We start from the raw sequence: 13461 nt of genomic DNA, 5'->3' as shown, positions 1-13461 counted from the left end.
CCGGCCACCGGCACATTCTGCTATGCTGGTTCTCGTGTTTTTCCACAGGAGTTGCCATGCCTATCCGCTTGCTGGCCTTGCTCTTGACGAGCCTGGCCCTGTGCGCCACACCAGCCGGGGCCAAAAGTCCTGCGCCATCGCTGATCGAACAGGCACTGGCCTGCCACGACGCCACCGACTGCCCCTATTTTCCTGAAGTTTATAAAAATGACCGTGCCTTCCGCATGGCCTTCCTGGTCGAACTCAGGAAGGCCAATATCCGTCGTCCGCGCTGGGTGCCCGATGGCGTGGCGACACCGCTGACGCCGGTCGATCTCGACGGCTCGCCGCGCCTGCTGACCAGCGTGTGCGAGCCGCACAACTGCGGCCACCGCTTCATGCTGGTGTATGACCCGCAGGAGCAAAGCGTGGCCGGCACGTACACGGGGCTGGACAAGGCGGGCGAAGTCAGCACCGTGGTGTTCGGCCAGCCCAGCATGGCCGAGATGGATCTGCTGAAGCGCAATTGAGGCGACTCCGCAGTTTCAAGCCTGGTCGGCGCCGCGCCATTCGCTCAGGTAGTGCTGGGGCGTGCGGCCCAGGATGCGGCGAAACATGGCGGAAAAAGCGCTGGGGCTGGCGTAGCCCAGCGCAAAGGCGATCGCGCCCACGCCTTCGCCACGGTCCAGCCGGCAGAACGCCTCGGCCAGGTGCACCTGCTGCAGCCATTGGCGGTAGTGCAGCCCCGTCTCGCGCGGAAACAACCGGATCAGGGTGCGCGCGCTGGCGCCCGCGTCCTGGGCCCAGTCTTCGATGCTGCGCCGGCTGCCGGGCGCCGCCATGATGGCAGTGCAGACGGCCACCAGGCGCCGGTCGCGCGGCCAGGGAATGGCGATCGGCACCGTGTCGGCGCGCGCCAGTTCCGACAGGATCAGGCTGGCCAGCCAGTCGCCGCGGCCGTTGATCGCGTAATGCACGTCTTCGTCCAGCAGCGCCAGGATCAGCTCGCGCAGCAGCCGGCTCACTTCCACCACCTTGCAGGCCGGGCCGAACACGGCGGCGGCCTGCGCATCGATATACACGGTACGCATGCTGAGGGCGCTCAGGATATCGAGTTCATGCACCACGCCCACCGGGATCAGCAAGGCCCGGCGCGGCGGTAATATCCATACGCCATGCTCGGTGGTCACGCGCATCACGCCCTCGGTGGCGAACAGCAGTTGCGCGCGCACATGGCTGTGTGGCGGCGTGTAGGCGGCGGCGTCATATTGCCTGGACATTACCGCCACCGGGCGCGGCACATATTGGTAATCGCCGGAATTGCTGCTGCGCGTAAATGTCATGCCGTCGGCATCGGCCAAGGCGGGGTGGTTGGTCTGCATGGTGTTTGTCACTTGGGCGACGATTATTGGAAGTGATCAGTTCGACGCCCATACTATACTGGCTTTCCTGCCGGCCCGTTCCAGGGGCTGCACGATCTTGAAAGCACCATGCATACCACTACCGATACCCTGGCCACGCCCGTTGCGGCCGCCAAGACCATTTCTCCTTCCCAGCAGCAATCCGGCCTGGCCATGCACATCCTGGGCGCCGTCGCCTTCGTGCACTTGCTCAATGACCTGATCCAGGCCCTGCTGCCGTCGATTTACCCGATGCTGAAAGCCGAGTTTGCCCTCAGCTTTACCCAGGTCGGCCTGATTACCCTGACCTTCCAGTGCACGGCGTCCTTGCTGCAGCCGTGGATCGGCCTGTACACCGACCGCCGTCCATTGCCGTTCTTGCTGCCGGTCGGCATGTGCTTTACGCTGGCCGGCGTGCTGATGCTGTCCATCGTCTCGACCTTCCCGACCCTGCTGATCGCCTCCGGCCTGATCGGCGTCGGCTCCTCGACCTTCCACCCGGAAGCGTCGAGGGTGGCGCGCATGGCCTCGGGTGGACGCTACGGCTTTGCGCAGTCACTGTTCCAGGTCGGCGGCAATGTTGGTTCGGCGCTGGGTCCGCTGTTGGCGGCGGCCGTCATCGTCGGCCGTGGCCAGGGCAATATCGCCTGGTTCAGCCTGCTGGCGGTGCTGGCCATCGGCGTGCTGTACAGCGTCAGCCGCTGGTATAGCGGCCATTTGGCCAGCTTCAAGCCGAAAGCGGGCGGCCACGTCACCAACCTGTCGCGCAACAAGGTGATGGGGGCGCTGGCGGTACTGGCGCTGCTGGTGTTCTCGAAATACATCTACATGGCCAGCCTGTCGAGCTATTACACGTTTTACCTGATCGACAAATTCCACCTGAGCATCGGCGCGGCCCAGCTCTATCTGTTCCTGTTCCTCGCGGCTGTCGCGGCCGGCACCTTTATGGGCGGCCCGATCGGCGACCGCATCGGCCGCAAGCGCGTGATCTGGATCTCGATCCTGGGCGCCGCGCCATTTACCCTGCTGCTGCCCTACGTGGACCTGTTCTGGACGGCCGTGCTGACGGTGATCATCGGCTTCGTGATCTCGTCCGCGTTTTCCGCCATTGTCGTGTTTGCGCAGGAACTGGTGCCGGGCAAGGTCGGCATGATCGCCGGTATCTTCTTCGGCCTGATGTTCGGCGTGTCCGGCATCGCGGCGGCCGCCATGGGCCATATCGCCGATATTTCCGGCATCGCGTATGTGTACCAGATATGCTCCTACCTGCCGCTGCTGGGCATTTTGACGGTGCTGCTGCCGCATATCGAACAGGCGCCGAAAAAGTAATTGGCCAGGCGGGCTTGACGGCCCGCCAGTGTCCATGCGATAGTCAAACCCATGAACTCCTCCATCCTCCCTCCAGTCATGACCACCGGCGCCGCTGCCGCGCTGTGTACCTGTACCTGGCCCCGTGAGGATGCGGCCCGGCGCCGTTAAACTTTTACTCCTCATTCCGATGGCCACAGTGTTGAAAAACCTGTGGCCATTTTCTTTTTCCGAACCACTTCCGAAAGACCCGCATGACACTCCACCTGTACGACACGTATGGCCGCAGCCTGCGCCCGTTTGATCCCATCGAGCCTGGCAAGGCGGGACTATATGCCTGCGGCCCCACGGTCTACGACTACGCCCACCTGGGCAACCTGCGCACCTATCTGTTTGTCGACGGGCTGCGCCGCGCGCTGGCGTTCAACGGCTACGAGGTGCGGCATGTGATGAATATCACCGATGTGGGCCACCTGACCTCGGACGCCGATACCGGCGACGACAAGCTCGAAGCGCGCAGCGTCCGCAGCGGCAAGTCCGCCTGGGAACTGGCCGCGCAGTTCACGCAGGCGTTCGAAAGCGACCTGGCCTTGCTGAACATTTTGCCGCCCACCGTCTGGTGCCGCGCCACCGACCATATCGCCGAACAAATCGCGTTTATCGAAGACCTGGAAGCGAAGGGGTTTACCTACCGCACGCAGGACGGTATTTATTTCGACACCACGCGCCAGCCCGACTACGGCCAGCTGGCCCGCCTGAATCGCGACGGCCTGCAGGCGGGCAAACGGGTGGAGCTGGGTGACAAGCGCGATATCTGCGACTTCGCCTTGTGGAAGTTCAGCGGCACGCCGGGCCAGCGCCAGATGGAGTGGAGCAGCCCGTGGGGCCTGGGCTTTCCGGGCTGGCATATCGAGTGCTCGGCGATGGCGGAAAAGCACCTGGGCGCGTATTTCGACATCCATTGCGGTGGCGAAGACCATGTGGCCGTCCACCACAGCAACGAGATCGCCCAGACCCAGGCGCGCCACGGCACGCGGCTGGCCAACTTCTGGCTGCATGGCGCGTTTTTGAAAACCCAGGACGCGAAGATGTCGAAGTCCTCAGGCGACTTTTTGCGCCTGCAAAGCCTGATCGAGCAGGGCGTCGATCCGCTGGCCTACCGCTACCTGTGCCTGAGCGCCCACTACCGCAGCAGCCTCAATTTCAGCGACGAGGCGCTGCGCGCGGCGGCCAGCGGTTTGTCCCGCCTGCGCACTTCGGTGCATGGGCTGGGTGACACTTCCGGCGAGGCCGATGATGCATGGCTGGCAAAGTTTGCCGCGCCCCTCAACGACGACCTGAACTACCCACGCGCGCTGGCGGTGCTGTGGGAGCTGCTGAAAAGCGGCCTGCCCGATGGCGTGAAAAAGGCGACCGTGCTGCGCTTCGATACGGCATTGGGGCTGGACCTGGCCAACTGGCGGCCGGCGGTGGTGGCGGTGCCCGAGCACGTACAAGAGTGGATGGCGCAGCGCGAAGTGGCGCGCAAGGAGCGGCGCTGGGGTGATGCCGACGGCTTGCGCGCGCTGGTACGCGAGGTGGGGTATGAGATAGAGGATACGGCAGAGGGGGCGCGGGCGGTGCCTGTCGGATTACGGCCTGCGGCCTAATCCGACCTGCGTTGCGTACGTGGTAGATACTGTTATCCCCGTCAAGCGTTGTGCAAGGTCGGATCAAATATTTTTCCAGACCTGAGCACACCGAATGCCACATGCACCAGCTTGCGCATCATGGCGCCGATGATCAGCTTCGGCGCCTTCCCAGCTGCGTTAAGCCGTTGACCGAAACGCTTACCCCACTCGGTTCTGTGTACGGCCACCATAGCCGGCATATACAGGGCTTTGCGCAGGAAGCTATGGCCGATCTTCGACATGCGCGGCTTGCCACGAACGCTCGATCCTGACTCGTGCTGGCGTGGATCGAGGCCGGCAAACGCCACGGCTTGCTTGGCGTTATCGAAGCGTTCCGTGTCGGCATAGTAAGACAGCAGGACGGGAATCGTACGCTCTCCCAGGCCAGGAATGCTATCGAGCAGATCACGCTTGTCGTGTAAGTCCGGGTCGTCATCGATATGGCGTTTGATCGCCTCGATGAGTTCCTTGATTTGTCTATCGAGCCACGCAATGTGCTCTTCGATACCTTGGCGTACCGCTTCACGCGCGACATCGAGCCGGTTCGTCTCCTGCAATCGCATCGCCTGCAACGCCTCCAGGCGCAGCACCATGGCGCGCAGTGCTTGTGCAGCTGGCGATGGTGCGATCCAGGGCTCAGGCTGGCGTTCATGGGAGAAGTCAGCAATCAACTGAGCATCAACTTTATCGGTCTTGGTGCGTACCAGACGCGAGGCGCCAAAGGCCTTGATCTGCGCAGGGTTGATAACGCTCACCACCATACCAAGTCCTGCCAGATATTCTGCAACACCTTCCCAATAGGTGCCAGTCGCCTCCATGCACACTCTCGGGTTGCTGGCATCATGCTTGAGCAGCCATTCTTTCAGTACAACAAATCCTTTGTAGTTATTCTCTACTACCTTGTTACGGTGCTTGCCATTGGGCAGGCGCAGCGCGCAGTCAAGCTTTGCCTTGGCAACGTCGATTCCTAAATTAAACATGCTGTGGTCCTCTTGCGATCTACCTTGTGAATGCGGGCTAACCGGCGTGCCGGTGCCAAAGATACTGTCCGATCTTGACATGGAGGGTGGGTAACTGGTGCGAGATCTACATCGCTGGCTTTGAGCCTAAGGGCGGATACGGCATCCAGTTACCCGGTCTTGATATGCCTACCAAGAATTTTGACAGCGGTCGATGTTGTTCGCAACACCACCAACCGCATGAGAGGAATAATACAAGGTCGGATTAGCGGGGCCGCCGAGGCGCGTAGCGCGTAATCCGACACCACCGCAACATTACGCCTCAATAAACCGCATCTTGAAGCTGCGGCCCTTGATATTGCCAAAGTCGCGGCCCAGCGAGTTGCCGTTGTTCAGGCGCTTGAAGGCCGCTTCGGCCACGGTGCGGTCCAGCGCCACGTAGGTCATGAATTCGAACACATTGATCTTGCCCACCTGTTCCTTGGTCAGCCTGGCGTCGCCGGTCAGGGCGCCCAGCAGGTCGCCCGGACGCAGTTTGTCCTTCTTGCCGCCCATGATGCACAGCGTGACCATCGGCGCAGGCAAGGCTTCGGTGCCGTCGTCTTCCGGCAGCTCTTTCAGGTCATGCCACTCGACGGCGCTGTTCTGGTACTGCTCGATCAGTTTGACCCATTTCTTTTCGTTCGGCGCGCACAGCGACAGGGCCAGGCCCTTCTTGCTGCCGCGGCCCGTGCGGCCGATGCGGTGGATATGCACTTCCGTGTCTTTCGACACGTCGACGTTGATCACGGCGCCCAGGTCCGAGATATCGAGGCCGCGCGCGGCGACGTCGGTGGCGACCAGGATCGAGCAGCTGCGGTTGGCGAACAGCACCAGGATTTCATCGCGTTCGCGCTGTTCCAGTTCGCCGTACAGGGCCAGGGCCGAGAAGCCCTGCTGGCGCAGTTCTTCGGCCAGTTCGCGGCAATGCACCTTGGTGTTGCAGAAGGCCAGCGTCGACTCGGGCTTGAAGTGCTTGAGCAGCTTGCCCACCGCGCTGTTGCGGTCGTCGAAGCCGATTTCATAGAAGCGCTGTTCGATCTTGTCGTTGTCATGCTGCGCCTGCACCGTCACTTCCAGCGGATTGACGAGGAAGGAGGCGGTGGCGCGGCGGATATCTTCCGGGTAGGTGGCCGAGAACAGCAGGGTCTGGCGGCGTGCCGGGCAGGCGCTGACGATGCCGGCGATTTCCTCGTAAAAGCCCATGTCCGTCATGCGGTCGGCTTCATCGAGCACCAGCGTCTGCACGTGGTTCAAATTGATGGTGCCGCGGCCCAGGTGGTCACGCAAGCGGCCTGGCGTGCCGACGACGATATGGGCGCCGTGTTCCAGCGAGGCGATCTGCGGGCGCATCGGCGCGCCGCCCGTCAGGGTCAGGATCTTGATATTGCCGGCCGCGCGCGCCAGGCGGCGCAGCTCGTTGGCCACCTGGTCGGCCAGTTCGCGCGTCGGGCACATCACCAGGCCCTGCACGGCGAACCAGGCCGGGTTGAGCTTGTGCAGGATGCCGATGCCGAAGGCGGCCGTCTTGCCGCTGCCGGTTTTCGCCTGCGCAATCAGGTCGCGGCCGTCGAGCACCGCCGGCAGGCTTTGCGCCTGGATGGTGGTCATCTCGTGGTAGCCGAGCGAGTCCAGGTTGGCGAGAAAAGCAGGCGTGAGCGGCAGGCTGGAGAAAGCCGTGCTGATGGTGTCGGTGGTCGATGTCATGGGGCGTGGCCGGTAAAAAACTGGGTGGGATGGGCACAGTCTACAGGCGTTCTACGCCCTTGTGCGGGTGATGTTGCGGGTGGTGCTGGCGGCAAACAGCCGCCGTCTTGTTTCAGTTATCGGGTGCCCAGATCGGCAAGCCGGTCAGGTCCAGGCCTTCGTCGCGCGTCCAGACGGGCAGGCCCGAAGTATCGGTGGGCTCCAGCAGTTCGAGCTGCACCTGTTTCAATGCCACCTTGCGCGTGCGCACGCGGCGCTTCGGCTCGGCATCCTGCTCGGGCACGTCCGGCGCCGGCGGCGGCGGACCGAAACCGGGCAAGTCGATGGTGGCGTTGTCTTTTTTATCTCTCATTTCTGAACCTCTGGTCCCCGGTCGAACAAGGCCGGGGAGCGGGCAACAATCTGTCCGCTCTATCTGTGCTTGGTACGCTTGTGCCACAAAACAAAAGCCCGGCTACTGGAGTCGGGCTCATGGTGGAGGCTCTCGTCAGGAATACCTCTCCTGCGGATTTAAGTGCGGCACGCAGTGTATCACAGCCGTGCCGCATCGTGGGATGGCTTATGGCGCTTTAGCGGAAGCTCAGCGCGCCGGTCAGATCACCCGGCGGCAGCGCGCCGCGCGACGCAAACGCGTCGTTGCGCACTTTCAGGCCTTCGAGCAGCGGCAGGCCGTGCAGGCGCGTGATCAGGCGCAGGATCGAGGTGGTGTCGTAGAAGCTGTGGTCGACCGCGCCTTTTTTCGCGAACGGCGACACGACGATGGCGGGAATGCGCGTGCCCGGACCCCAGCGGTCGCCTTTGGGCGGCGCCACGTGATCCCACCAGCCGCCGTTCTCGTCGAACGTGATCACCACGATCATGTCTTTCCACTGCGGCGACTCTTTCAAGTGCTGGATGATGTTGGCGACGTGCTGGTCGCCCGATTCGATGTCCGAATAACCGGCGTGCAGGTTCAGGTTGCCCTGCGGTTTGTAGAACGTCACGGCCGGCAGCTTGCCCGCCACGGCGGCGGCCAGGAATTTGTTCGAGATCGGGCTGTCGCCGGTGCCGCCATCGCGCAGGTGCTCGGCGCGCGCGGCGGTGCCTGGCGCGAACTGCTTGAAGTAGTTCAGCGGCTGGTGGTGGAACTGGAAGTTCGGCTTGCTGCCGCCGCCCTTGTGGTCGAGTGCGGCCTGCCAGCCACCGCCATACCAGGCCCACGACACGCCTTTGCGCGACAGCAGGTCGCCGATGGTGTCATAGGTTTGCGGCGGCAGGGTATTCGCGTCCGCCGGATCGGCGTGCAGCGGGTCGCCGTCGTAGGCGGGGCGGATATAGCTGGGCTGATACGGCGGCGCCATGGTGTTGACGGCATAGCCGTCCGGGGTAATCGCGCCGTCGTTCACGTATTTCGGTTTGCCGTCCAAGGCGGAAGCCGGGCAGTCTTCGGCGATCGCCAGGCGCACGCCTTGCGGGCCGTCGGACAACACCGCGATCTTTTTCTTGGCCGCCGTTTCCGGCGCGTTGAAGTATTCGTTGGCGCGGCCCGTCACCAGGAACTGGTGGTTCATGTAGGAGCCGCCGAAGGCCGCCATGAAGAAGTTGTCGCACAGGGTGTACTGCTCGGCGATCTGCCACAGGTTGAGGTTTTTCGACGTCTCGCCGTAGTGGCCCATCACCAGCCCGCCGCTGTCGGCCCAGGCGGCAAAGCCGTCGTTCTTGCCGCCGTTGATCTGCATCTGGTTGTTGTAGAAGCGGTGCACCAGGTCGCGCGTGATGATGCTCTCGGGCAGGGGCTTGCCGGCCGCGTCGCTCAGTTTGTAGGGCGCGTTGGCCAGGCCGGTAATCTGGTCTTCCTTGATCTGGTAATCGATGCCGCCGACATTCTGCTGGTTCGGCACCAGGCCGCCCCAGATCTTCGGCAGGGTCGCCAGAGGCTGGCCATTGCGGTCCAGCTGCTGCGCCTGTGCCGGCGTGACGGCGGACAGCGGCGCGCTGGTGCCGGGGAAGTTGGCGAACAGGTTGTTGAAGCTGCGGTTTTCCAGGTAGATCACGACCACGTTCTTGACGTGCGCCTTCAGCTTGGCGTCCAGCGAGCCCTTGGCCACGGACGGTTTTGCCGCCGCCATGGCCGGCAGGCCGGTGCCGGCCAGGCCCACTGCGGTGGCGGCCTGGAAGATGCGGCGGCGCGCGGGATTGGCTGGCAGGTCGGTGGACTGGGCTTGCGGGTCGTTGGGTTTCACGCGGATCTCCGGGGTAAAAATCAAAGGGGGAAATTGTAGCAGCTTGGTTTGCGGCCGGTCAGGTTTGTGTCCATGATGGCCGCCGGCGCTAGCGGAAACGATTCTTGTAGCGGCTGGGCTTTTGCCAGCCCGCTTCGAAATCATGGTCGACAAAGCAGATTTTCACTTCCGCCATGCCGACGCTGCAAAAATACACCCAGGTGCTTGCCGCCTGTTTGTCGCCCGTGATGAACCAGCGTTCATCGCCAATCGCCAGGCCCCAGCTGTGGACGCGCTGCACCAGCAAATCCGCCTCGCCGCGCGCCTCCACCAAGGCGACCCGTACATGCGCTTCGCCCAAATCTGCCGTTTTGTAAATCCGTGCCATGCAAGTGTTCCTTATTGTTCCTGGCGATTGTCCGCCACTCCCAGCTCCATCACTTCGAAGACGTTCAGCATGCCGTTCGAGCGGATAAAGAGTTCCTGGTATAGCTGGGCCGTATCGAGCTTGCCCAATTCAATGACGTGGCGCAGCAGGTGCGTCGCAGGGCTGTGCGGATCGATTCGCAACAGGTAGTCGCCCAGTTCGGCCAGGCGCGCGTAGGCATGGTCGCGGTCACGGGCAGGATCGCTGGCCGGCAGTGGTGGCAGCAGTGGCGGCGGTGGCGGCAGTGGCGAAAAAGGCGGCATCAATGGCGGTGGAGGCACGCTGGCCGGCACAGGGCGCACGCCGTGCCGGTACAGCTCGGCGTCACAGCTATCGTGTATCTGTTCGAGCAGGCCGGCCATCGCTGCCAGGCTGGGTGCCGATGGCGCGAAGTATTTGTCCAGCGTCAGGCGCAGCATATCGAGTGCCCGCAGCGCCTCCGACAGTACACGGTGGAGCTGCAGGAAATGCTCGACGCTGCTGGCCGCCATGGCTTGCCGGAACAGCCGCAGCTCGGTGCTTTCGACGAATTCCTGGGCACCATCCGTGCGCACCTTGAGCTGTGAGCTGCGCTGGCCCTGCTGCCAGTCCGCCCAGCAGTACAGTGTGTTGTCCTGGCTGGCCGTGATCGGTGTCAGACGCAGGACCGGCAGCAGTTTTTCGGCGATCCAGCGGATCTGGTTGGCACGAGACTCGAAGTCGCCTACGTCCGATCGTGGATGGATATTGTCCCAATACTGGTGCAGCAAGGTGTCCAGCAGGCTCAAACATGGTGCGATGGCGGCAAAGCCATCGATGTGCAGGCGCGCTTCGAACAGCCAGGCCACGCAGGCGAGATCCTTGCTTTGCAGGCGCAGAACCTGGGCAGCCATGCGGCTGACGGCATGCCAGTCGGCACGCTTCAGTTCATGTTCCCACCCGCCCATCGGCAGGCTGGCATCGTCGGCACGGCGGGAGTGCTGGATTGCGCTGTACTCACGGGTGCCGCGCATCGACCTGCCGGCAGGATCGTCGCCGGCTATGGGCGCCAGCAACTGTTCAACAGACAGTCCCAATGATGCTTGAAAATAGGTGACGGCAATGTGCCGTAGTGCTGCGGTCTGATCCATACGGTTCCTGTGCTGGTTGAAGGTCGGGCGCTGCAAGGGAAGGCCTGGCTATTTTAATTCTAAATAGCAATTTTTTGGCCTTTCGATGCGGACCGCCCAGCGCAGGAACCGCGCGCAATCAGAACTGGTAACGCAGGTTCAGCGCCGCATTGCGGCCCTGGCCGCGCATGCCCGAATACCACCAGTCCGATATCGAGGCCGTGTATTTCTTGTCGAGCAGGTTGCCGACATTGAGCGTGGCCGACAGCTTGTCATTGACGTCATAGCGCGCCATCAGGCTGGCCACCGCATAGCTTTTCTGCTCCCAGCGCAGGGTGCGTCCGATCTGCCATGCCGATATGTCCGAATACACGGTGTTTTGCCAGTTGACGCCACCGCCGACCGTCATGCGGTTGAAGTCGCCGGGCAGGCGGTAGGTGGTCCACAGTTTCACCAGGTGGCGCGGGAAGGTGGTCTGGATCACTTTGCCGGTATGGTTCTTGGTAATGCTGTACGACCACGAGGCCGATACGTTCCAGTCGCGGCTGATGGCGCCCGTCGCTTCCACGTCCAGGCCCTCGGTCTTGGCGCCCTTGATGGTGCGCGAGGCGGGGTCGGTGGTGCCGGGCACGGTGTAGCCCGGGTCCGATTCGGCCAGGTTTTTCTGGCGGATCTGGTACAAGGCAACCGCCGTGTTCAACTGACCGTCGATCCACGCGCTCTTGATACCCGCTTCAAACGTCTTGCCCTCGCGCGGCGCCAGCAAGGCGCCGTTGCGGTCCTGCGCCGCCTGCGGCTGGTAGATGGTGGAGTAGCTGGCGTAGGCGCCGTGGGCGTCGTTGATGTCGTAGACCAGGCCACCGTATGGCGTAAAGACATGGCTTTCCTTGGCCGGCGTCTGGACGTGGTAATCGATGGTGTAGAAGTCCGTCACATAATTTTCGTCATAGCGCATCACCTTGGCGCCGGTGATGAGCTTCAGCTTGTCGGACAGGGCGAAGCGGCCGGCCGCATAGGCGCTGGCCTGGCGGCGCGTGCTGTCATACGTCGTATAGCGCTCGCCGTACACGGGCGCCACATTACGGTTCCAGGAATACAGATTGGCCGCCGTGCCGTTCAGGCTCCAGTCGAAGCTGCCGTCGGTGAAGCTCTGGAACTGGTGGTAGTCCATGCCCGCCACCAGTTCGTGCCGACGCCCGAACAGGTTGACGGGACCGCTGACCTTGATGTCGGCGCTGTTGACCTTCAGGCTGTAGTTGCGCGCATTGGCTTTCAGGCGCAGGCCGTCGCCCGTGGCCTGGTCGGCAAACCGGTCGTTCGATCCCAGGAACACCGAGCGTTCATCCTGCGACGAGGTCAGGTGATTGGCGGCCACTTTCAGTACCCAGTCATTGCCCAGCTGGTGTTCGAGCGCGGCAAACACGTCGGTCGACCTGGTGTTGAAGCGGTTCGACGACGCGGCCGGATTGAAGGAGCGCGGCAGGTCCGTCATGACGCCATTGCTGTAAAACAGGGGGAAGCCCAGGTAGGACATCGAGCCTTTCGAGACGTTGCGCTGGTGCGTGACGCCCGCCGTCAGCAAGGTGCCGGGCGCCAGGTCGGCTTCGATCACGCCGTAAATCACTTTCTTGTTGCGGCTGTAATGATCGATGGCGCTGTCGCCATCTTCCAGCACCGCCACGGCGCGGCCGCGCAGGCTGCCGGCCGCATTGAGCGGGCCGCCGGCGTCCAGCATGGCGCGCTTGTCGTTCCACGAGCCGATGCCGCCCTCGGCCTTGACCTGGGTTTGCACGGTCGGTTTTTTGCGCACCATATTGATGGCGCCCGAGGCGTCGCCGGCGCCCGTGGTCAGGCCCGAAGCGCCGCGCAGCACTTCGATGCGGTCGTACAGCGCCATGTCGGCCAGGCTTTGCGAGGGCAGGGCGTTGAGGCCCAGGTTTTCCGAGTGGGTGCTGACGCCGTCCAGCTGGTAATTGGTGATCGAATAGCCGCGCGAGGTAAAGCCGCTGCGCTCGCTGCCCAGCGAGAACTGCTTGATGCCTGGCGTCTGCTCCATCGCCTGCGTGATGGTGGTGATACCCTGGTCTTCCATGCGCTGTTTGGTGATCACGCTGACCGATTGCGGTGTTTCCCTGACCGTCAGGCCCAGGGGCGTGGCGGTGGCGGTGCCTGCCGTCGAGACGTACGAGCCGCTGCCTTCGGTGACGTCCTGGCGTGCCGAGACCGACACTTCCGGCATCGTCGACAGCGCCTGTTTTTCCGTGGAAGCATCCGCCGCGCGCAGCGCATAGCTGCCACTGCCGCTGCGCTCGGCTTTTAATCCGGTGCCGGCCAGCACGCCGTTCAAGGCCGACTGCACGCCGTGGCGGCCATTCAGGCCGGTGGTGGTCTTGCCCTGCGTCTGTTCGGGCGTGAAGCTGAGGATCACGCCGGACTGGCTGGCCACCTGGCGCAGTGCGGCGGCCAGGTCGCCGGCCGGCACCCTGAAGTCGTGCACGGCCTGCTGGGTGCTGGCATCGAGCACTTGGGCCTGGACGGCGGCGGGTTCGATCAGCAGCAGGGCGGCGCCGAACAGGGCGAGGTGAATGGCGTACGCCATCGGCGTGCGTTTGGAAGCGATAAAGGAGGACATGGTTACCTTGTGATTGAGTCGTCGAATGCCTTGCCTTTACGGGTCACGCGA

The 13461-nt window shown here is 63.2% G+C and carries 11 protein-coding genes; 3 read left to right on the top strand and 8 right to left on the bottom strand.

Going from position 1 to position 13461, the window contains the following annotated elements; genetic code table 11:
- Nucleotides 1–56 precede the first annotated feature (56 nt).
- Nucleotides 57–509, top strand: coding sequence for an Ivy family c-type lysozyme inhibitor (locus tag Q8L25_RS25840; RefSeq protein ID WP_308922121.1), 453 nt, complete (start codon nucleotides 57–59; stop codon nucleotides 507–509).
- Nucleotides 510–524: 15 nt separating this feature from the next.
- On the opposite strand, the gene Q8L25_RS25835 is transcribed toward Q8L25_RS25840, so the two are convergent.
- Nucleotides 525–1361: a helix-turn-helix transcriptional regulator gene (locus tag Q8L25_RS25835; protein WP_308922120.1), complete on the bottom strand. Its 837-nt coding sequence runs from the start codon at nucleotides 1359–1361 to the stop codon at nucleotides 525–527.
- A 108-nt stretch (nucleotides 1362–1469) separates the two neighbouring features.
- On the opposite strand from Q8L25_RS25835, the gene Q8L25_RS25830 reads away from it, so the two are divergent.
- Both Q8L25_RS25830 and cysS read left to right on the top strand, forming a co-directional pair.
- A complete protein-coding gene (locus Q8L25_RS25830; protein WP_308922119.1) occupies nucleotides 1470–2708 on the top strand; it encodes an MFS transporter in 1239 nt (412 codons plus the stop codon).
- Between the two features lie 233 nt (nucleotides 2709–2941).
- The gene (gene cysS / locus Q8L25_RS25825) at nucleotides 2942–4336 is read left to right on the top strand and encodes a cysteine--tRNA ligase (RefSeq protein WP_308922118.1); all 1395 of its coding nucleotides are present in this window, start codon (nucleotides 2942–2944) and stop codon (nucleotides 4334–4336) included.
- A gap of 41 nt (nucleotides 4337–4377) precedes the next feature.
- Here the strand turns inward: cysS and Q8L25_RS25820 are convergent, their stop codons facing one another.
- The 7 genes from Q8L25_RS25820 to Q8L25_RS25790 form a co-directional block, all read right to left on the bottom strand.
- A complete protein-coding gene (locus Q8L25_RS25820) occupies nucleotides 4378–5337 on the bottom strand; it encodes an IS110 family transposase (protein WP_308922117.1) in 960 nt (319 codons plus the stop codon).
- A gap of 294 nt (nucleotides 5338–5631) precedes the next feature.
- Complete coding sequence (dbpA, locus tag Q8L25_RS25815) at nucleotides 5632–7062, bottom strand: ATP-dependent RNA helicase DbpA (protein ID WP_308922116.1); 1431 nt, start codon at nucleotides 7060–7062, stop codon at nucleotides 5632–5634.
- A 112-nt stretch (nucleotides 7063–7174) separates the two neighbouring features.
- Nucleotides 7175–7414 (bottom strand): hypothetical protein, encoded by a 240-nt coding sequence (locus tag Q8L25_RS25810; RefSeq protein WP_308922115.1) that lies wholly within the window; start codon nucleotides 7412–7414, stop codon nucleotides 7175–7177.
- 217 nt (nucleotides 7415–7631) lie between these two features.
- A complete protein-coding gene (locus tag Q8L25_RS25805) occupies nucleotides 7632–9284 on the bottom strand; it encodes an acid phosphatase (RefSeq protein ID WP_374694203.1) in 1653 nt (550 codons plus the stop codon).
- An 88-nt stretch (nucleotides 9285–9372) separates the two neighbouring features.
- The gene (locus Q8L25_RS25800) at nucleotides 9373–9651 is read right to left on the bottom strand and encodes a DUF6150 family protein (RefSeq protein WP_308922114.1); all 279 of its coding nucleotides are present in this window, start codon (nucleotides 9649–9651) and stop codon (nucleotides 9373–9375) included.
- An 11-nt stretch (nucleotides 9652–9662) separates the two neighbouring features.
- The gene (gene tssA / locus Q8L25_RS25795) at nucleotides 9663–10799 is read right to left on the bottom strand and encodes a type VI secretion system protein TssA (protein ID WP_308922113.1); all 1137 of its coding nucleotides are present in this window, start codon (nucleotides 10797–10799) and stop codon (nucleotides 9663–9665) included.
- A 118-nt stretch (nucleotides 10800–10917) separates the two neighbouring features.
- Nucleotides 10918–13410, bottom strand: coding sequence for a TonB-dependent siderophore receptor (locus Q8L25_RS25790; protein ID WP_308922112.1), 2493 nt, complete (start codon nucleotides 13408–13410; stop codon nucleotides 10918–10920).
- Nucleotides 13411–13461 lie beyond the last annotated feature (51 nt).

The organism is Janthinobacterium sp. J1-1, from assembly GCF_030944405.1.
GTDB lineage: Bacteria > Pseudomonadota > Gammaproteobacteria > Burkholderiales > Burkholderiaceae_D > Janthinobacterium.
The sequence above is the reverse complement of the archived record's forward strand: the minus strand, read 5'-3'. Positions and strand labels throughout refer to the sequence as shown.